Annotated in this window: 16 protein-coding genes; 3 read left to right on the forward strand and 13 right to left on the reverse strand. The window is 34.7% G+C overall.

Going from position 1 to position 21,950, the window contains the following annotated elements:
* Positions 1-92 precede the first annotated feature (92 nt).
* The 4 genes from glmM to rlmE all read right to left on the reverse strand — a co-directional run bounded on the left by glmM (position 93) and on the right by rlmE (position 5,055).
* Positions 93-1,430: a phosphoglucosamine mutase gene (gene glmM, locus Q5N69_RS16040; RefSeq protein WP_304370096.1), complete on the reverse strand. Its 1,338-nt coding sequence runs from the start codon at positions 1,428-1,430 to the stop codon at positions 93-95.
* A 23-nt stretch (positions 1,431-1,453) separates the two neighbouring features.
* Positions 1,454-2,272, reverse strand: a complete 819-nt coding sequence (folP, locus tag Q5N69_RS16045; protein WP_304370097.1) for a dihydropteroate synthase — start codon at positions 2,270-2,272, stop codon at positions 1,454-1,456.
* Between the two features lie 108 nt (positions 2,273-2,380).
* Positions 2,381-4,315 (reverse strand): ATP-dependent zinc metalloprotease FtsH, encoded by a 1,935-nt coding sequence (gene ftsH / locus Q5N69_RS16050; protein ID WP_304370098.1) that lies wholly within the window; start codon positions 4,313-4,315, stop codon positions 2,381-2,383.
* Positions 4,316-4,428: 113 nt separating this feature from the next.
* Positions 4,429-5,055: a 23S rRNA (uridine(2552)-2'-O)-methyltransferase RlmE gene (gene rlmE / locus Q5N69_RS16055; protein WP_304370099.1), complete on the reverse strand. Its 627-nt coding sequence runs from the start codon at positions 5,053-5,055 to the stop codon at positions 4,429-4,431.
* A gap of 192 nt (positions 5,056-5,247) precedes the next feature.
* On the opposite strand from rlmE, the gene yhbY reads away from it, so the two are divergent.
* Positions 5,248-5,544, forward strand: a complete 297-nt coding sequence (gene yhbY / locus Q5N69_RS16060) for a ribosome assembly RNA-binding protein YhbY (protein ID WP_304370100.1) — start codon at positions 5,248-5,250, stop codon at positions 5,542-5,544.
* A gap of 136 nt (positions 5,545-5,680) precedes the next feature.
* Here yhbY and Q5N69_RS16065 read toward each other — a convergent pair whose 3' ends face one another.
* The 5 genes from Q5N69_RS16065 to Q5N69_RS16085 form a co-directional block, all read right to left on the reverse strand.
* Entirely contained in the window at positions 5,681-6,511 is an 831-nt protein-coding gene (locus tag Q5N69_RS16065; RefSeq protein ID WP_304370101.1) for an SDR family oxidoreductase, read from the reverse strand.
* 191 nt (positions 6,512-6,702) lie between these two features.
* Positions 6,703-8,001, reverse strand: coding sequence for a PepSY domain-containing protein (locus tag Q5N69_RS16070; protein ID WP_304370102.1), 1,299 nt, complete (start codon positions 7,999-8,001; stop codon positions 6,703-6,705).
* A 209-nt stretch (positions 8,002-8,210) separates the two neighbouring features.
* Entirely contained in the window at positions 8,211-8,633 is a 423-nt protein-coding gene (locus tag Q5N69_RS16075) for a hypothetical protein (RefSeq protein WP_304370103.1), read from the reverse strand.
* A gap of 98 nt (positions 8,634-8,731) precedes the next feature.
* Positions 8,732-9,280, reverse strand: coding sequence for an SRPBCC family protein (locus tag Q5N69_RS16080; protein ID WP_304370104.1), 549 nt, complete (start codon positions 9,278-9,280; stop codon positions 8,732-8,734).
* A gap of 630 nt (positions 9,281-9,910) precedes the next feature.
* A complete protein-coding gene (locus Q5N69_RS16085; RefSeq protein WP_304370105.1) occupies positions 9,911-10,459 on the reverse strand; it encodes an SRPBCC family protein in 549 nt (182 codons plus the stop codon).
* Positions 10,460-12,629: 2,170 nt separating this feature from the next.
* On the opposite strand from Q5N69_RS16085, the gene Q5N69_RS16090 reads away from it, so the two are divergent.
* A complete protein-coding gene (locus Q5N69_RS16090; protein ID WP_304370106.1) occupies positions 12,630-13,148 on the forward strand; it encodes a hypothetical protein in 519 nt (172 codons plus the stop codon).
* 176 nt (positions 13,149-13,324) lie between these two features.
* On the opposite strand, the gene Q5N69_RS16095 is transcribed toward Q5N69_RS16090, so the two are convergent.
* Together Q5N69_RS16095 and Q5N69_RS16100 are read right to left on the reverse strand one after the other, a co-directional pair.
* Entirely contained in the window at positions 13,325-14,515 is a 1,191-nt protein-coding gene (locus Q5N69_RS16095; RefSeq protein ID WP_304370107.1) for a DEAD/DEAH box helicase, read from the reverse strand.
* Between the two features lie 185 nt (positions 14,516-14,700).
* On the reverse strand, positions 14,701-16,977 hold the full coding sequence (locus Q5N69_RS16100) for an EAL domain-containing protein (RefSeq protein WP_304370108.1): 2,277 nt from the start codon (positions 16,975-16,977) through the stop codon (positions 14,701-14,703).
* A 276-nt stretch (positions 16,978-17,253) separates the two neighbouring features.
* Here Q5N69_RS16100 and Q5N69_RS16105 point away from each other — a divergent pair, with 276 nt between their 5' ends.
* On the forward strand, positions 17,254-17,931 hold the full coding sequence (locus tag Q5N69_RS16105; protein WP_304370109.1) for a flavin reductase family protein: 678 nt from the start codon (positions 17,254-17,256) through the stop codon (positions 17,929-17,931).
* Between the two features lie 130 nt (positions 17,932-18,061).
* Here Q5N69_RS16105 and Q5N69_RS16110 read toward each other — a convergent pair whose 3' ends face one another.
* On the reverse strand, positions 18,062-20,632 hold the full coding sequence (locus Q5N69_RS16110) for a glycoside hydrolase family 3 protein (RefSeq protein WP_304370110.1): 2,571 nt from the start codon (positions 20,630-20,632) through the stop codon (positions 18,062-18,064).
* Complete coding sequence (locus Q5N69_RS16115) at positions 20,619-21,908, reverse strand: sugar MFS transporter (RefSeq protein ID WP_304370111.1); 1,290 nt, start codon at positions 21,906-21,908, stop codon at positions 20,619-20,621. The genes Q5N69_RS16110 and Q5N69_RS16115 overlap by 14 nt, the downstream gene beginning before the upstream one ends.
* Between the last annotated feature and the right edge of the window lie 42 nt (positions 21,909-21,950).

Raw genomic sequence — 21,950 nt, forward strand, 5'->3', positions numbered from 1 at the left:
TAAGATACAAGTATTATGCTTAATATCTTATTCAACTGTTGATTATTTAAACGTAAAAGGATTTCTACGAATAAATTATTATTATTTTAGATTTAAGAAGCGAGTTTTACTTCATCTGCAATTGAGTTTGCTAATGCTGTAACTTCGTCTAAATCAGGCCCTTCAACCATAACGCGAATTAAAGGTTCTGTACCTGATTTTCTTAATAAAACGCGACCTCTACCTTCGAGTGCTTTATTAACTTCATCTACTTTAGTTGTCACATTTACTGCTTCAATAGGATCGTTATCACCTTCGAATCTTACATTCACTAAAATTTGTGGCAACATTTTCATGCCTTGACGAAGTTCATGTAAGCTTTTTTCACTGATACAAAGCGCAGTTAATACATTGAGTGCTGCAATAATACCATCGCCCGTTGATGTATGCTTAAGGTTAATTACGTGACCTGAGTTTTCAGCACCTAATTGCCAACCTTTTTCTTTTAGCATTTCCATAACATAGCGATCGCCAACATTACTACGTGCGAATGGAACACCCATATCTTTAAGCGCAAGCTCTAGACCCATGTTGCTCATTAACGTACCAACAACACCGCCTTTCATTTTGCCTGACTTGATGTCGTTACTCGCGATAACAAATACACATTCATCACCATCAAGTACATAACCTGTATGATCAACCATCATTAAACGGTCACCATCGCCATCGAGTGCGATACCTAAGTCAGCTTTATGCTCTACTACCGCTTTACTGATAGCGTCCATTGATGTGGCACCACAACCATCATTAATGTTAGTGCCATTAGGTTGTGCGCCAATTTCAATAACTGTTGCGCCTAGCTCTCTAAATACATCAGGAGCAATGTGATATGTAGCACCATGCGCACAATCGACAACAATCTTTAGATGGCTTAATGAGAATCTATTTGGGAAGTTACTTTTACAAAACTCGATGTATCGACCTGCAGCATCTTCAATACGAGTTGCTTTACCAAGTTTGGCTGATTCAACACAAATCATTTCTTTGTCTAATTCAGCTTCGATGGCTAACTCAATATCATCAGGTAGTTTTTGCCCGTCTTGCGAGAAGAATTTTATACCGTTATCGTAAAATGGGTTATGTGAAGCACTAATAACAATACCAGCTTGTGCACGGAATGTTTTAGTTAAATAAGCAATACCTGGAGTAGGCATAGGTCCTAATAAACCAATATCTACACCCGCAGCTGAAAAGCCGGCTTCTAATGCTGATTCAAGCATGTAACCTGAAATACGAGTATCTTTACCAATAAGTACTTTTTTTGTGCCTTTAGCAGCTAATACTTTACCTGCGGCATAACCTAGCTTCATTACAAAATCTGGAGTTATTGGGTATTTACCTACCAAACCTCTGATACCATCGGTACCAAAATAGCGTCTTTCCGACATATGAATATCCTTGTTATTATTTTTTAAAATTGATTTACGGTGGCAAGTATTTTTAATGCATCAACGGTTTCTCTAACGTCATGAACCCGAATAATACTTGCGCCCTGCTGCGCTGCGATAACAGCTGTTGTGATACTGCCAGCTAAACGTTCTCCTACTTCTCTATTGAGTAAGTTCCCTATCATTGATTTACGCGATAATCCTGCAAGAATAGGCAAACCAAAAGATTTAAAAGAGGAGATTTTAGCGAGCAATTCATAATTCTGTTCAAGTGTTTTCCCAAAGCCAAAACCAGGATCTAAAATGATCCTGTCTGTTGCTATACCTACTTCATTACAAGCAGCTATACGTGCTTCAAAAAAACTGTGTATGTCTTTTATTAAGTCATCATACTGCGGCTTTACCTGCATGGTTCTTGGTAAGCCTTGCATATGCATTAAGCATATAGGTAAGTCTGTTTGCGCCATAACAGCTAAACAACCGTCATTTTGTAATGCTCTAACGTCGTTAATTATATCAGCTTGATGTTCAATTGACTCTGCCATTACATTTGCTTTGCTTGTATCAATTGATACTTTAATGTCAAAGCGTTGTTTTATGGCTTTTAAGAGAGGAATAACTCGTTCGGCTTCATCTTTCTCTGAAACATCTACAGCACCTGGTCGAGTAGATTCACCACCTATATCAATAATAGAAGCCCCATCTTCGATCATTTGCTCTACTTGTAATAAAGCACGATCAATTTGAGTAAACTTACCACCATCTGAAAAAGAGTCTGGGGTGACATTTAAAATGCCCATCACGTCAATAGTATTTGACTGGGTGTATTTAATATTTTGCATACAAAAACAGTGGTTTTTAACCTTCAGATAAAACAAAGCCTCGATACTTGGGTTCTACTTAAAGTAGAAGCAACGTATTGAGGCTATGGACAACTCTAAATGTTTCTATTATTTAGCAGGAACATCTGTTGGAGTAGTTAAATCAGCTTCGTCATCTTTTTTAACATCAGCTTTTGGTGGTTGATTGCTCGAATTAGAATCTGAGTTACTACCACTAAAACCGGCTGGTTCACGAACTTCTCTGCGTTCCATTAAGTCATCAATTTGTAAAGCATCAATTGTTTCGTACTTCATTAATGCATCTTTCATTGATTCTAAAATGTCTCGGTTATCTTTAAGAATTTGTTCTGCTCTGTTGTAATTGCGAGTTACAAATTCTTTGATTTCAGCATCAATTGCTTTAGCTGTATCATCAGACATGTTTAATGATTTTGAAGAAGTTCTTCCTAAGAATACTTCACCTTCCTCCTCAGCGAATAACATTGGACCCATTTTTTCAGATAAGCCCCACTGAGTAACCATTTTACGAGCAAGTTCTGTTGCACGTTCAATATCGTTTGATGCGCCTGTTGATACTTTTTCAAAACCATAAATAAGTTCTTCAGCAATACGACCACCATATAAAGAAGAAATGTTACTTTCTAAATGTTGTTTGCTATGGCTGAATCTATCTTGCTCTGGTAAGTACATAGTTACACCTAATGCACGACCACGAGGAATGATACTTACTTTATACACTGGATCATGATCTGGCACTAAACGACCAACGATTGCATGACCTGCTTCATGATAAGCTGTCATCGCTTTTTCGTCTTCGCTCATAACCATTGAACGACGCTCAGAACCCATTAATATTTTATCTTTCGCTTTCTCAAACTCTTCCATTGAAACTAAACGGCGAGCTGTACGAGCAGCAAATAATGCAGCTTCGTTTACTAAGTTAGCTAAATCAGCACCAGAAAAACCAGGTGTACCACGTGCAATAACTGATGGTTTAACATCATCACCTAATGGTACTTTTCTCATGTGTACTTTAAGAATTTGTTCACGACCACGTATATCAGGTAAACCTACAGTTACTTGACGGTCAAAACGACCAGGTCTAAGTAATGCTGGATCTAATACGTCTGGACGGTTAGTTGCAGCAATAACGATTACGCCTTCATTACCTTCAAAACCATCCATTTCAACAAGCATTTGGTTAAGTGTTTGTTCACGTTCATCGTGTCCACCACCCATACCAGCACCACGTTGGCGACCAACAGCATCAATTTCATCGATAAAGATGATACATGGAGCTGCTTTTTTAGCTTGTTCGAACATATCACGTACACGAGACGCACCAACACCAACAAACATTTCAACAAAGTCTGACCCTGAGATACTGAAAAATGGAACTTTAGCTTCACCAGCAATAGCTTTAGCTAATAACGTTTTACCTGTACCAGGTTGACCCACCATTAAAACACCTGATGGAATACGACCACCTAGTTTTTGGAATTTTGATGGATCTCTTAAGTAATCAACTAATTCTGATACTTCTTCTTTTGCTTCATCACAACCAGCAACATCGGCAAAAGTTGTTTTAATTTGATCTTCGCTTAATAAGCGAGCTTTACTTTTACCGAAAGACATAGCGCCTTTACCGCCACCGCCTTGCATTTGACGCATGAAGAATATCCATACACCAATCAGTAAAATCATTGGAAACCAAGAAACAAAAATAGTCGTTAAGAAGCTTGTTTCTTCAGGTAATTGACCTGAAGCCTTAACACCTTGCTTAACTAAATCGTTAATTAAGTCACGATCGTAACCACCAGGGATAACAGCAACAAATTCTTCGCCTGTTCTTTTAACACCTTTAATAACACCGCTTCTATCAACGGTTGCTTCACGAACTTGTCCTTGACGAACACTTTCGATAAAGCGGGTGTAATCAACTTGTTGTTCATTGCTGTTGTCTGGCGTAAAACTTTGAAATACCGACATCAAAACTACTGCAATAACCAACCATAAAATAAGATTTTTTGCCATATCGCTCAACTTAATGACCTCTTTGTAACGTTTGCATAATGTTTAAAAAATGTGCTTAGTCAAGATAAAGCTAATAACTAAACTTATATTTACTGTAATTTACTATAATTTACCCTTGGCTGCTATTTAAATCCGGTAGCAACGAGATAAACTTCTCTTGATCTTGCTCTTGAAGAATCTGGTTTTCGAGTTCTTACTGTTTTAAAAACCTTACGAGCTTCTTTAACAAAATTATCAAAACCGTCACCTTGGAACACTTTAACCACAAATGCCCCATTAGTTTTAAGTACTTGATGGCACATATCTAAGGCTAGTTCGACTAAATACATACTTCTTGCTGAATCAGCAGTTTCGTTTCCTGTCATATTTGCTGCCATGTCTGACATAACAACATCAATATTTTTTCCACCAATACGAGTTAATAAGGCATCTAATACAGCCTCTTCTCTAAAATCTCCTTGAAGAAAGTCGACTCCAACAATTGGATCCATAGATAAAATATCGCAAGCAACAACTTGCCCTGACTCACCTACTGCTTTAACTGCGTATTCAGACCAGCCGCCTGGCGCTGCACCTAAATCAACAACTTTCATTCCTGGTTTGATCAATTTGTCTTTATTATTAATTTCTTCAATCTTAAAAACAGCTCGAGAACGTAAGCCTAATTTTTGTGCTTTTTTTACATATTCATCATCGAAATGTTCTTGCATCCAGCGTGCGCTGCTAACGGTTTGTTTATTCTTACTCATGAACTCTGCTTAAATTGATATAAATTGGTATTCGTTAATTGACCTGCCAATTATAAAACATAATGATGAAAGTTTTATGTTTTATAATTTTTAATACGTTTAAACCACCAATAAGTGAACATTAATTAGTATTACAAAGAAGATGGAGTTAAAATAGTGATAATTCAAGCTAACTTGTAACGAAAATTGTTAATGAACTTAAATAAAAAACAAATCCAACACGTAAAAGGTTTAGCTCATTCGCTTAAACCAGTAGTTTTACTAGGTAATAACGGCTTAACTGAAGCTGTTGTTGCAGAAATAGATTTCGCATTAAATCATCATGAATTAATTAAAGTTAAAATTAATACTGAAGATCGCGAAACAAAAGCGCTTATCGTAGAAGCTATTTGTAGAGAAACAAATGCAACTAAGATTCAGGTAATTGGTAAAACTTTAGTTATTTACCGTCAATCTGCTGAAAAGAAAATACATATCCCTAAAGTTTAAGGCTATGTTTTTTAGATAAGAGGTTTTCTAGTAAAAACTATAAACAAAAGCAGATCTTATGATCTGCTTTTTTATGTCTGCTATTTAACATTTATAGGCAATAGCTTAGAGGTAACAGCTAAGAACACTATCAGTACTAACCTTTAATAAGAATTTTATCTAACCAAGTAAAAGGCAATATTCTTTTTAAGAAAGCCATAATGTAAGTGGGCTTAGTAACGTAATACCTTGTCTTAGCTTTTTTACTCGATAAAGCATGTATCACTTTTTCAGTAACTGCAGATGCTGGCAAAGTAAATTTATTCCCGCCCTCTTCTTTACTTAAACGGTCTATTTGTATTTTGTAGTTTTCTTTATGTGCTGAGTTTTCTACATCAATAAACTCTCGTGTTTTAGCTAAAGCATTGGCTCGAAATTGTGTTTCTATTGGACCGGGTTCAATCAGAATCACTTGAATACCACTACCTGTAAGCTCTAACCTTAATGTATCTGTGTAACCTTCAATCGCAAATTTAGATGCATTATAAGCCCCGCGATATGGCATAGCAACTAAACCTAGTACGGAACTGTTTTGTATAATTCGACCAAAACCTTGTTTGCGCATAATAGGAATAACAAGTGTTGTTAGAAAGTGCCAACCAAAGACATTAGTCTGAAATTGCTCTTTTAAAGCTTGCGATGGTAAATCTTCTAATGCGCCAGCTTGTCCATAAGCACCATTATTAAATAATGCGTAAAGCTCTCCACCCGTTTGCTCTATTACCCAGTTGAAAGCTTGTTCAATTGAAGTTTCATCCATTAAATCTAATTGATAAGCCTGTAAATCTAGCGTTTTTAACTTATCTACATCTGACTGTTTACGAGCTGTAGCGAAAACGTTGTAGCCCATATCTGAAAGTGTTATTGCCGTATCAAATCCAATACCTGTAGAACATCCTGTAATTAAAACACTCAAGTTTTTTGTCATGTATTTTCTCTTTATACTTTTGTTTAGCTTATATAAATGAATAGTAACTCAAAGCTACTGCTTTAATAACAAAATAGAGGACAAGCTATTCCCTTCTTTCATTTCAACTTTTATATTTTATCTCATAACTTTTACGTATCAACGCACAATGAATAGCTTTTAACTTAGTGGTAGCTATCATGATTTAGTTATTATTTATTACTATGTTTAATCTGACGTTTTATTTGAAAAGATTTTATTCTTTCCCATGTCCAAATAGTAATCAAGCTCGCACCAAATAATGGAAAGACGACACCAAGCAGAATAATGAAAGCAACTAAAACTTTATCTACTCTAAAACGTTCTGGTACTTTAGGTATACCCCACTGTCCTTGTGGTTTTCTCATAAAATAAGAAACTGTGCCAGCAACCGTACTCATAATAAAAAACAAAGCGACAGCCAACAAAACACTCCAATTAACTAAACCATATTCACCTTGATGTAAGCGCATAAATACTTGACGTAAGTCCATCATGATCCCTACTTGCTCCCATTGTAGAGATTTAATTGGGCTGCCAGAGTATTGATCAATATGAATTACATGCTGATCGCGTAATAATAACGCTCGATTACTAATAGTGTAAACGCCTTCATCTGACAGAGGGAGTTTAATTGAAATATCTCCTCCTAATTTGTATGACTGAGCAATATTAGCCACTTCATCTAATGATAAAGGCGATATCGTGTTTACATTAATGTCATTCGAACCACTAAGATTATTGGAGTTTAAGCCTCTACTATTCGTCCAATGTTGAGGGTAGCCAGTATTGGTTTGATTTTGTAACCACTTAAATTGACCGCCAAAAATATCGGTCCATGGCATTCCTCCAGCTAAAATAATAAACATAAAAATCGATAACCAAAAACCAGTAACTGAATGTAAGTCTCGAAACAATATACGCTTACCACGTGAAAATCGTATCGTTAAAAAACCAGCCAAGCCGCTATTTTTCTTAGGCCACCAAACATATAATCCAGTTAAAATTAAAACAATAAACCAGCTTGCTACTAATTCAACAACTGTTGTTCCTGCTTTACCAAGTAACAGTTCGCCATGTAATGTGCTAACGGTATGCATTAATGTTTGATCTTGCTCGATAACACCTTTTACTTTGGCTGTATAAGGATCAACATATAAATCATTATTCATCCAACCTTCAGTTGCGACTTTAAAAACGGTCGCCTCATCTGCTAATTTAGGTAATGTTAAGTCAACTATTTCGGCTTGAGTAGCTCCTTGTGCTGCTTCCAGCTGTTTAGAAAGAGGGAGCTTATTAATACTTGTTGGTGTGATAAACTTAGTGTCTTGGTAAATTTGGTTATTTATATTGTCTTTAAATAAGTAAACAGTCCCCGTTAAGGCAAGTAACAACATAAAAGGTAAAGTTAATAGCCCAGCTATAATATGCCACTTCCAAAGCCATTGATTTAGAGTATTGTTTTTAGTCATTTTGAAATCCCTTTCTTAATTTAATTTTTATGCACGATAAAACCATCAATGAATTGCTAATAGTTAAATCAAGACCATTAAAAGCAAGCCAGAGTTCCCAAATAAATTGGCGATATTTCATTATTTTCACTTCTTTGATTTAATCTCAATAGCTTATTACGTCAGACGCAATAGGCTGTTAATAACTAACCTAGATCAGGTTTAATAAATTAAGAAGTGTAAGGAGGTGCTCTTGAAAGAGAAGTTGAATAAGTAAAGGAGGTATAAGGGCGTTGAGCTATAGCTAAAACAAGTGCTCGATATTTTATTTCACTTATTTGTACGTCTAACGGTGTTGATAGCTCAAATGTATGATGATCAATTAAGTAAGAATATGAACATTTGATTTGGTGATATTCAGAAGGAGTGTTTTCAGGTTCATCAATATAAATTATTTTACCTTCTTCAATAAAAGCAGATTTAGACATCCACTTAAATGAAGTGCCTGAACAAATAAGTACGGCATCATCTTTGGCGTAGTTTTGTGCCAGATTTGTATTATACGCAGCAACTAAAACAGAAAAAGTGCTATTAAAAACGAGTACAAACAAAATGAATGCTGATTGTATTTTACTCAGCCAACTATTTTTCAATTGTGTGTATCACCTTTATTTATAATAAACGTATATTACGAATAATTTTGCTTTATTTAAAGATAAGAATTCATATCTTAAGTTAAACTTATAATATGTTATTTATCAGTGTCTTCCAAAATAACTTTCAAGTTATTTAATCCTTTAAGTACATCATTACCAAGCCTTGCACCATAGTCGTAAAACACTAAAATAATGTTCTTTGGATAAGGAAGCTCTTTATTCGTAGTCCATGTAACTTTTGTTTTATTATCTCCAAGACTTTCTGTGGTCATATGGCTCGGGATAACTAAATCAAACGGGTATAAAAAACGCAATTCAAAATCAAAGCGCTCGCCTTGATCAATTCGAGTTATTTCTTTCTCGCCCTCGGTTTTTACACCACTATTATTTTTCCAAAAAGAAGTATAACCCACCTCTCCATCTTTACCTCTATAAACCCAAGTTGTGTCTTTGGTTAAGTCTGTCCAGATGATAAAGTTGTTATGACTCTCTAAGTATTTAATATAATTAAAAACCTCTGCATTAGGTTTGTTAATTACAATAGATCTCACAACATCATATTTTTTAGTTGTGAATAAAGCCACAACTAACAAGATAATAATAGATGTAATTAAAGTTGCGGCAACTTTCTTCAACTTCGTCACAATCATTACTCCTTGGTTACTTTTATTTAAGTTTGGCTCAGTAATATAAAATAATCAATTTTTGATATTATATTTAACTGGTAGCTTCATTTAACCCAAAACAGTATTTAACTTGAAACAATAAAGAGCTTAATTGTTAGCTGGTAAAGACCTTAGTTGTCTGAACACATATACATAATAAAAAACAGATCACGGTTTATTTTTTTTCACTCATCAGATGAGATTTTCCCGTTTGTCGGAATAAATGCAGCAACGTACACTGACCTTGATTTGAAATCTCCCCGATTTCCTAATTATGTTATATAGTTATGTTTAATTTGTACCATTTTTTATGGGTAGCCTTTTGGTTACCCATTTTTTTCGTCTGAAATAAAGTGACTTAATAAGAATCTACTGAAGGTAAGTTTCATTTTGTACTAACACTTACATTCATATTCGCCCAACGAACTTACCAAATAGAAAAACAATAAACATTGAATAAAGGAGTTAAAGCAATAGATAAAAAGATGAGTGAACAAAAAAATACATTCATTTATTAAATGAGATTTCCCTGTTTGTCGAAATAAATGCAGCAATGTACTTAATCTAAAGATAAGAATTCATTTTTTGGGTTGAGGTGACAAAGATAGATTACTCATTACTATCTTCTAAAATTACTTTTAAGTTATTTAATCCTACAGATAAATCATCACCAATTTTCGCACCATAATCATAAAACACTAAGACAATGTTTATTGGATAAGATAGTTTTCCGTTAGTAGTCCATGTAACTTTAGTTTTATCAGGACCAACAGATTCGGTGTTCAAAGAGCTAGGGATGATGGCTTCGAACGGTTCTAAAAATCGTAATTCAAAATCAAGACGACGACCTTCATTAATGTCAATAATTTCTTTTTCACCAACTGTTTTTACGCCTTTAACATTTTTCCAAAAAAATATATAACCAATCTCACCATCTCTACCTTTGTATACCCAAGTTGTATCACCAGGAAGATCTTTCCAGATGATAAAGTTCTTATGATTCTCTAAGTATTTAATATAATTAAAAACCTCTGCTTTAGGTTTATTAATAACAATAGATCTTACAACATCATATTTTTTAGTAGTAAAGGCAGCCACGATTAACAAGATAATAATAGATGTAATTAAAGTTAACACGACTCTCTTCAACTTTGTCACAATCATTAGTCCTTGGTTACTTTTATTTAAGTTTGGCTCAGTAATATAAAATAATCAATTTTTGACATTATATTTAACCCAAACGGTATTTAACTCGAAACAATGAAGCACTTAATTTTTAGCTGGTAAAGGTATAAAAAACAATTACCTGTCTGGATACATATAAATATAATAAAAAATCGATTACGGTTTATTTTTCTTCACTTATTAGATGATATTTTCCCGTTTGTCGAAACAAATACTACAACGTACACTGACCTTGATTTGAAATCTCCCCGATTTCCTAATTATGTTATATAGTTATGTTTAATTTGTACCATTTTTTATGGGTAGCCTTTTGGTTACCCATTTTTTTCGTCTGAAATAAAGTGACTGAATAAGAATCTACTGAAGGTAAGTTTTATTTTGTACTAACACTTACATTCATACTCTCCCAACGAACTTACCAAATAGAAAAACAATAAACATTAAGAAAAGGAGTTAAAGCAATAGATAAAAAGATAAGTGAACATAAATCAAATTCATTCACTTATTAGATGAGGTTTTCCCGTTTGTCGAAACAAATACTGCAACGTACACTGACCATGATTTGAAATCTCCCCGATTTCCTAATTATGTTATATAGTTATGTTTAATTTGTACCATTTTTTATGGGTAGCCTTTTGGTTACCCATTTTTTTCGTCTGAAATAAAGTGACTGAATAAGAATCTACTTGAAGGTAAGTTTTACTTTTTTACTAACACTTACATTCATACTCGCCCAACGAACTTAGCAAATAGCAAAACATTGAATAAATAAGTTAAATAAATAGAAGAAAAGATAAGTAAACATAAATCAAATTCATTCACTTATTAGATGATATTTTCCCGTTTGTCGAAACAAATGCAGCAACGTACACTGACTTTGATTTGAAATCTCCCCGATTTCCTAATTATGTTATATAGTTATGTTTAATTTGTAATATTTTTATGGGTAACCTTTTGGTTACCCTTTTTTTCGTCTGAAATAAAGTGACTGAATAAAAATGAATTTAAGGATAAGTTTCATTTTTGTACTAATACTTATGTTCGAGTTCGTCAAATAGCAAAACACTAAATATTGAGTAAGTGGGTTAAAGCAATAGATAAAAAATAAGTGAACATAAATCAAATTCATTCACTTATTAGATGAGATTTTCCCGTTTGTAGAAACAAATGCTGCAACGTACACTGACCTTGATTTGAAATCTCCCCGATTTCCTAATTATGTTATATAGTTATGTTTAATTTGTACTATTTTTTATGGGTGACCTTTTGGTTACCCATTTTTTTCATCTATAAAAAACTGAAGCATTTATCATCGTAATCCACAGATAAGTTTTAATAGCTCCCTCAGCTCCAAAAACAAAGATGACTTTATTATCATCAAAATAAAACTTTAGCCTATGTTATGCCCTGTTAATAACCACTCAACATAAAAATCAAATACACATTCATAAACATTAAATAATACCTAATTGAAAAACTTGAGTGTCAGAAACCAAAAAAGCTCCTATCTAATTAGATAAGAGCTTTTTGTTAAATCGGCAATGCTAGAAAATTGATTTAGATTTGAGACCTCCCCAGATCTCAGAATGATACATAGTTATGTTTAATTCGTACCATTTATATGAGTATTCTAAAATACTCACTTTATTTCGATTATAGAAAAACTCACACTCATAATTCACACACTAAATTAGCTATAAAAATAAAAAACCGAGTGGCTTTACTATAAACCCAGCTTAATCAAGAAATAAAAAACATATATTTATTTTTTAATTTAGGCTGCAATTTTAAAATCTCCCCAATTTTAAAATAACGTTTTTAACTATATATAACATTATAGGTTAATTATTCAGCTTTAATAAGTATAAAATTTATTTTTTTTAAAACACTAAAAAACAGTGATTTTTATTCTAAACACCTTATATCATTAGAGTTTTTACTCCACACCTTTAGTGCAATTACTCTACACAGCATTTAGTGCAAATGCTCTACCCATTTTTACTGGCCAAACTCAAGGTTTTTTATAGATGATGAAAATTCATTTATAGGGTTTAATTAACTCGTTTGTAGGCTCTCCCTAAATTATTTACATTAGCATCGTCATCAACGCGGTGACACAAACTAAACCTTTTGGAGAACAAACATGAAACTTAAACCTTTATTACTAACATCAATCATCAGCTCAGTATTAGTTGTAGCACCAACAACTGTAATGGCAAGCGAATCTAATTTGAAAGTTGCAGTTATCAAGAACACAGCAATGTCTTCTGAAATTGCTAAAGGTGAATACCAAGAAATTATTGCTAGCCTTTCAAGTACTTCAAGCGACAGTGAATACAATGATTTTGAAAAGAACACAGCATTATGTGTAGCTTACTTAAAAACTAGTAACACAGTTGAATCTGAAGCAGCTTGTTCTTCAGCAATTGAAAGCGCTAAAACTTTAGAAGTTAGCAGCAAAAAAACAAACTACTTAAAATCTATCAGTTATAGCAACCGTGCAGTAGCTCGTTATTTGAAAAACGATGTGGTTGGTGCAATGAGTGATTTAGCAGTAGCTAACTCTATTGATAGCAACAAAATCAGTAAAATCAACTTAGAAGTAATGAACAGCAAGCTTGATCAATCTGGTTACGATGAGTCTGTATCTTTAGCTGATTAATATAAATGGGGAAAAAGTATGATTAATAATTTAAAAAATAAAATTCAATTAGCACGACAGCAAAGGTAGTTAAGGCATGGCCTTAAAGTAAGGCGGTAGAACATAAATATGTTAGTTAATAAATACACTAACAACTACCGCCTTCTGCTACCAACGCATTAATAATCAGAATAAAATTAGGAATGTTGTTTATTTTTAGGTACAAAATTTAAGATTGATACAGGTACAACCTTTTTCACCGGAAACTCTTCAAACTCTTTACGCTCAATAATATGTCCAAGCTTACTTTCAATAGCACAAAGGTTTCTAAAATTATCTTTAGCGACAAATGAAATAGCTTCACCACTCGCTCCAGCTCTTCCTGTTCTACCAATTCTATGAATGTAATCATCAGGTCTATCAGGTAAATCGTAATTAATAACTCGGTCTAGATTATCAATATCAATTCCACGTGCTGCTACCGCTGTTGCAACTAAAAATTGAATTTTTCCTGCTTTAAAATCAGCTAGTATTCTTTCTCTGATCTCTTGGGTTTTCCCGCTGTGAATACATTCTGCTTTAATATCACGCTTTTCTAATTGGCTAACTAACTTAGCTGCGCCATGCTTAGTTTCAATAAAGATAAGTGCTTGCTGCCAAGTATTTTCTTTAATCAAATGGCTGAGTAATGCTGACTTATTGGTTTTATCTACAGTGACTAACCATTGCTCAATTTTAGGTTTAGACTTTTCGTCTTGCTTAATTGAAATCTCAACAGCATTTGAACTAATAGCTCGCTTGGCTAAAGAACGAATTTCATCAGACAAAGTGGCTGAGAACAATAAATTTTGACGTTCACTTGGTAAACGCTCTATGATTTTATTAATGTCTTCTCTAAAGCCCATGTCTAACATTCTATCGGCTTCATCTAGCACTAAAACTTCCAGCTCATCAAAATGTAAAGCTCGTTGGTGAGCCATATCAAGTAAACGCCCTGGTGTAGCAACAATAATGTCTACGCCCCATATTAAACGTTGTTTTTGAGGCTCGGCATCTATGCCACCATACATTGCCATAGAAGTTAGCTCTAAATGCTTACTATACTGAGCGATACTCGCTTCAACTTGCACAGCTAATTCTCTTGTAGGTGTAAGTATAAGCGCTTTAATACGCTTGCCTCTTAGTCTATATCCGGTATTTAATCTTTCTAATATTGGTAATACAAAGCTTGCAGTTTTACCTGTGCCCGTTTGAGCAGCCGCGATTAAATCTTTCTTAGATAAAATAACAGGAATAGCACGTTTTTGGATATTGGTTGGTTGCGTATAGCCAATTTCTGCTACCGCTTTTAGAATAGGTTCAGATAAACCTAAGGTTGAAAATGACATGCGTGCCTCTACTCAAATAATTACAGGCGCGGAGTATAGCAGTATATTGCCATAGTGATAATAAGAAGGCCTGTAGTATCAAAATTTTCAGATCATTGAAGCTGATTAAAGCAAACTATTTAAAAGTTTAAAGTATCCGTCAACTTTAAATAAGCGATATAATTCAACCCAGTTATGGTTAAAAATTAAGAACGATGCTTTAATAAACTACCATCATTTAATAACAATGAAATATCCTCAGGTTTTATTGGCTTACTAAATAAATAGCCTTGAATAATATCGCAGCCTAACAACTTAAGAATATCAAACTGTTCAAATGTTTCTACACCTTCAGCGATAACTTTGTAGCCAAGGTGATGACCCATTTCGATCATAGAACCAATAAGAAGTTCTGTTTTATGGTCCAAGAACATGTCATGAATAAAATATTTATCAATTTTAATATAATCGACTGTTAAATACTTTAAAGATGCGAAAGACGAGTAACCTGAACCAAAATCATCAATAGCTAACAACACACCTAATTCTTTCAATGATTTAAAAATAGAAAAATCTTCATGATTGGTTTGTACAACACTTTCGGTTATCTCTAATTCCAAACATTGCGACTTCATACCTGTAGATTCAATAACACGCTTAATAAGTGGAATAAAATCAGCATCAGCTAAATGTGTAGGAGAAATATTTACCGTGACTCTTAAATCAGTAAAACCTGCTTTATGCCATTTAACTCCTTGGCTACATGCTTCATATAAAACCCACTCTGTAAGCTGTTTGATCATACCGATACGCTCAGCCATTTCTATAAACTCAACTGGTGAAACAACACCAAGCTCAGAATGAGTCCATCGAGAAAGCGCTTCTACACCAACTATCATTCCGCTATCAATATCTACTTGGGGTTGATAAACAAGCTTAAGTTGTTTTTTCTCTATAGCTTCACGTAAATACTGCTCTGCTCTGAAGTGATATTCGGCTATGATACTTAGCTCAATTTTATAAAAAGCAAAGCAATTTTTCCCTGTTTTCTTAGCAGAGTAAAGTGCTATATCAGAGGCTTTTAATAAGCATTCTAAGCTGGTGCCATCATCTGGATATCGTGCAATGCCTACACTACAAGTAGGATTGAAATTTCGCCCCGAGAGCTTAATGGTTTTTGATACGGTATCTATTACTTCTTGTGCAATTAACGCTGCGTTGTCTTGATCTGATAAGATCACACAAAACTCATCACCTCCAATTCTAGAAACAGAATCCACTTTATCGCCTAAGCTGATCAAGCGTTGAGCAATAACTTGTAATAAATAATCTCCTATATCGTGACCCAAACTGTCGTTAACACTCTTAAAGTTATCTAAATCAATATAAAGTAAACTGAAAGGTTTATGCTTTTTTTCTGACGCACTAATGAGCTCTTTAATGCTTGCAAACAAGTGAGATCTGTTCGCTAAACCCGTTAATTCATCGGCATAAGCGAGTGATTTAATGCGTTTCTGATTTTTATCTCGCTCCATAACAATGCTAGTTAATCGAGCAGCAGCACTTAGAGCAAATGATTCTTCCGTATTCGGAACACAAGGATAGTCTTTATACATAGCAAAGGTGCCTAACACCTCTCCTATTGATGAAATTACAGGCTCAGACCAACAACTGCGCATACCATATGGCAGTACAATATGTTTAATGCTGGACCATTTAGGATCTGTAGCGATATCTTCTACAATAACTCGTTTGCCTGTGTATGTAGATGTTCCACAAGAACCTATATTAGGGCCATTCATAAGGCCGTCTATAACTTTACAATATTCTTGCGGCAAACTTGGCGCACTTCCATGTTTAAGAATATTTCCTTCTAGCTCTATCATAGAGCAGCGAATCCCATTATGTCGTCCCTCATAGATATGGATAATTTCATTATAAACATCGATTGCAGGCTCGCCTTGAGCAATCATTTTCAACACATTGTTATAACGATGTTCAAATAACTCAGCTTTACGTTGCTGGCTTATATCAACATGATTACCAATCAAACGGATCGGTTTATCTTCAGCATCTCTTGTAACCTGTACCACTCGAGTAATGGTATGCAAGTAATGACCACTCTTATGCCGCATCCGCATCTCATGCTCAAAACCTTTGTGATTACCATAAAGATAATTTTGAATCTTAGCTAAAATAAATTCTTTGTCCTCAGGATGAACAAGCTTAGCCCACACATCAAAATGAGGTTCAAGTTCATGCTCCTCATAACCTAAAATACTTTTCCAAGATGCAGAATAATAAACATTATTTGTTTTTAAATCCCAATCCCAAGTACCATTATTTACCTCGTAATGAGTAGAAACTGAATATTCACCGTCTCTAGAATAGCCTACGGTTTTAATTTCGTTTAATTCTCGCAACGCATCAAGTTCATTACGTAAAGTAACGATTTCTTTTTTTAATTCAGATACGGACTTCATATAAGAGTTAAACCTCAAGTAAATTAACGCTCTGTTTACAAATTAATTTAAATAACAAAAACAAAAACAAAAACAATATTTAAAGAACTTAAAAACATATTGAATTGAAACAATAAGCTTATTATTTGTTAACTTAAAACTAGTCAAGGATCTTTAATATGTAAAGATTTTGTATATAAATTGACATTGCTCAAGGTCAATAATTTAAAAACTAAGAGAATTCAATTACACTGCCTTTTCATAAATTCACTTCTTCTGCAATGAGTTACCCATAATATGATTTTAAATTTTTCAGATTACTCAGAAAATCAGCGCTATCATTTAATGACACAAACGATTATTCCTCGCCCCATTGCATGGGCGTTAACTTTTTCGGGTGATGATATTGTTGTAAATGAAGATAGCCAACACGTAGAGCACGATGATTTAAACCTGGCACCTTTCTCATACTTCACAGCAGTATCAAGTACTCCTGCATTATTAATGTTATCTGTAGGTAAAAAGCCTACAGGAGAATCGAAAGACACATTAGCCAATGTAATTAAAAACAAAAAGATGGTGATTCATATTGCATCTGAACAACAAGCTGGGCTGGTTACAGAAACAGCAGCAACTTTACCTCATGGTCAATCAGAACTTGAATTAACAGACGAGTCGAGTGATTCAGACTTACACCTTAAAACACTTGCTTTTGATGGATTTCCATTACCCAGACTAGAACAATGCGATATTGCTTATGGTTGCGAGTTATACGAAATAAAAGAGATCAAAGACAGCCCACTTACTTTAATACTTGTTGAAGTTAAACAGGTATACATAAGTGATAGTGTAATGGATGTAGATGCAAAAAATAGAATTAAAGTACATGCCGATAAGGTGAATCCTCTCGCCAGACTTGGTGGTGGTGAATATGCAGGTATAACAGCACCTTTTGCTAAAGTACGCCCTGCATAAAAAGCTAATAACATTAAACACATAACAGTTATTGTTAGGGTTATAGCTTTTCTATAACCCTAACTCCAAATACTTAAACCAAATACAATATTAGCTATTAAGTCCAAATAAGCGCTCTAAACTATCTAAACTACATAGCTCCACAGCTAATTGTTGCACTAACCTCAGTGTTATCGGTAATAACAATGTCAGCAATACTCAGCTCTACTTTTCCTTTTGATGAAAACTCAAATGGAATAACGGCCTTAGAAAAATCCATTCCTTTTTTACTAAAACAAGTTAAATCTATTGAGAAAGTTTGCCAATCACTCACTGGTAATTTATTTAAGTAAGAGCTGATGTTAATGCTAGAACCACAAGTTTTGTCAGCAGAACAATAGGTTGATAAATAAACATCTCCATCTGTTCTATTTGCTAGACTAACGCTAAATTGCAAACGAGAGTTTTCTGATACGCTTTCACCTAAATCATGCGCTGTTGAAGCAACATGCTTTATCATTACACCAGAAGCCTGACTATTAGAAGGTTTTTCACTTCCTGTTAAGCTTATTTTAAACGCATCTTCCTGAACAAGCTTATCAACAGTACGATAGTTTAATTCAGCTAACTGATGAGCATTAGCATAAACAGCAATTTCTTTCTCTCCAGAATACAACCAAAGAGACCAAGGTTGTTTAATAGAGTTTTGGAATATCTCACTTACCTTATCGTCACTTTTAACACTACCAGCAGGAATGTTTATAGTTTCATCTAATGTATCGGTAAGGATGTCTTTATCGCCATAAGTTAAGCCAAATCCGTAAGGGAATAGAGGATCATAGTTTTCATCAAATCGATTAACTTCAGTTTGCATTGCATCCTTAGGCCATGAAAATGATAACTTACCTGTAAAGTCGTTTTGAATTTCATTATTTGCGTTAGCTAAAATAACATCTGCAATACCTTGCCCTTCAGAGCCAGGTAACCAAGCTGCTACAAAAGCATCTGAAGCATTAATTTCAGCATTCACCCACATAGGTCGACCGGTAATAAAGACTGAAACAACAGGAATACCTTGCTGTTTAAATTGCTTTAATAAAGCTAACGATTTTTTGTTATCACTTTCAAAGTAAAGGTGTTCTATATCGCCCTGTCCTTCGGCATAAGGTTCTTCACCAAATACAACAACAGCTACATCAGGTTTTTCTTCAAAGCTACCATCAACACTTAATATTGCAGTTCCACCCGCTTTTGATACTTGTTGTTCGATACCTGCATAGATAGACGTACCACCTGGGAAATCTTTGTTAGTATTTCCAGTACCTTGCCAAGTAATTGACCAACCACCCGACTGCTTACCAATATTATCAGCGCCATCACCAGCCACTAGAATGTTCAGCTTAGGTGATAATGGTAATAAGTTAGCTTTGTTTTTTAACAGCACAAGCGATTCTTGAACAGCTTGTCTGGCAACTTTGCGATGTTCATCACTACCAATTAATGCGGTTTTACCTGAAAACATACGCTTCGCCGGGCTTGGCTTATCAAATAATCCTGCTCTGAACTTTACACGTAATATACGTTTAACAGCATCATCAATACGTGCAATAGAGATAGTATTGTTTTTAACTTGCTTGATAGTATTTTCATATAAAGGTTTCCAAGCATCTGTAGGTACCATAAATATGTCTAGCCCTGCATTTACAGCTTGAGGACAACTCTCATTGCTACAACCTTTAACTTGTCCGTGACCATTCCAATCGCCTACAACAAAGCCATCAAACCCCATTTTTTCTTTTAATACTTCAGTTAATAAATAATGACTGCCATGGATTTTTTCACCATTCCAGCTATTAAAAGATGCCATAACTGATTGAGCGCCAGCAGCTAAACCACTCACATAACCTTGTGCATGTAGTTTGTATAAATCATGTTCTGATGCTCGGTTATCACCTTGGTCATCACCATCTTGTGTGCCGCCATCACCAACAAAATGTTTAACAGTACTGATCACACGATCGTCACCTAAAAAGTCTTCATCCGCACTACCCTGCAAGCCTTTTACAACAGCACTGGCGTAGAGTTTTACTATTTCAGGATCTTCTGAGTAACCCTCATAAGTTCTTCCCCACCGGTCATTTCTTACCGTAGCAACCGTTGGCGCAAAAACCCAATCTATACCTGTAACCATCACCTCTGTAGCGGTAATTTGGGCTATTTTTGTCATTAACTCAGGATTATTTGCAGCGCCTAAACCTATGTTATGCGGGAATAACGTGGCTCCGATCACATTGTTATGACCATGAACCGCATCAGTTCCCCACATTGTAGGAATTGCACTACCATCTACTGAATCATCAATAGACGCTTGATACATAGTTTCAGCAAGCTCAATCCAATCTTGAGGTGTTGAATGTTTGTTATTTTTCGGAAAAGCTCCACCGCCATTTAAATATGAACCAAAGCCATACTTGCGCATATCTTCTTCTGTGATGTCACGTATTTCAGGTTGGATCATTTGTGCAACTTTCTGTTCTAATGTCATTGAACTTAATAACTTACTTACTTTAGCTTCAATAACAGGATCTGTTTTTACTTCAGACTTTATTGGTGCCCAAGGTTTTGATTCTTTAGTATTTATTTTGTCAGACAGTTCAACTGAACAACCTGTAGCTAATAAAATAAGTGAGCTAGATAATAGTGTGATTTTAGATAGCTTCATGTTTGCCACCCTCTTTAATTTGATTTGAACTAGCGACTGGTTTAGAACCAATCAGGGCGTAATAAACAATGAATGCGTAACAAAAAATAGGTAAAACAAACGACAATTGAATGCCGAACATATCCGCCAAAGCACCTTGAACTAAAGGTAAAATAGCACCACCCACAATGGCTAAACATAAAACACCAGCACCATGACTAGCAGCATTACCTAATTGATTAATTGCTAGAGTAAAAATAGTAGGAAACATAATTGAATTGAAAAAACCTACAGCAAGAATCGCTAGCATAGCAATTGAGCCGTCTGTCACTATAGCGATAAAGACTAAAACAGAAGCACAAACAGCATTTATAAATAACACTTTATTAGCTGATACAAACTGCATAACACCAGCACCAATAAAGCGTCCAACCATAGCTCCGCCCCAATAATAAGAAATATATTTGGCCGCTTCAGCTTCAGTAATGCCTGCAATAGTTGGCTCTGCTAAAAAGTTAATTAAAAAGCTACCAATAGCAACTTCAGCACCAACATAAACAAAAATACCTACAGCACCTAAACGTAAATGTTTGAACTGCCATGCCTTGCTTGGTGATATTTGTGCTTGTGCATTTTGACCTAAATTAGGCAGCTTCAATAAAGAAAATATAGCCGCAAGTGCCATTAAGGTTAATGCAATACCTATATAGGGTATTTGTACTGAGCTAGCATCTACCGCTTCACTAGTTTCAACACCACTAAAGATAAGCCAAGCACCAAAAAGCGGAGCTACTGTTGTACCTAAAGAGTTAAAAGCTTGTGTTAATGTAAGTCTTGAAGATGCGGTTTTACTCGGACCTAAAGCGCTTACATAAGGGTTTGCTGACACTTGTAATATAGTGATACCTGTTGCTAAAACAAATAACGCTAATAAGAATACTGCATAAACACCAATTTCAGCGGCAGGATAAAATAATAAACAACCAAGGCTAGCAATGGATAATCCAGTGACTATGCCTTTTTTATAACCTAAGCGGCTAACTAAAGCACCAGCAGGAAGAGAAACAATGAAATACGCGCCAAAAAAACAGAATTGGATCAACATAGCTTGGGTATAGCTAAGATCAAACATACCTTTCAAATAAGGGATCAAAATGTCGTTAAGGCAAGTAATAAAGCCCCACATAAAAAATAATGACGTTAGTGACACTAAAGCAAACATATTATTTTGTGGAGGATTGCTTGATGAGCTTTCTGAACTATTCTGTGTATCGATAATAACTGCAGAACTAGCCATAAATATATTCCTATATACAAATTAAGTTAAATCACATAACCC

The organism is Pseudocolwellia sp. AS88, assembly GCF_030551755.1.
In the GTDB taxonomy this organism is placed as follows: Bacteria; Pseudomonadota; Gammaproteobacteria; order Enterobacterales; family Alteromonadaceae; genus Pseudocolwellia.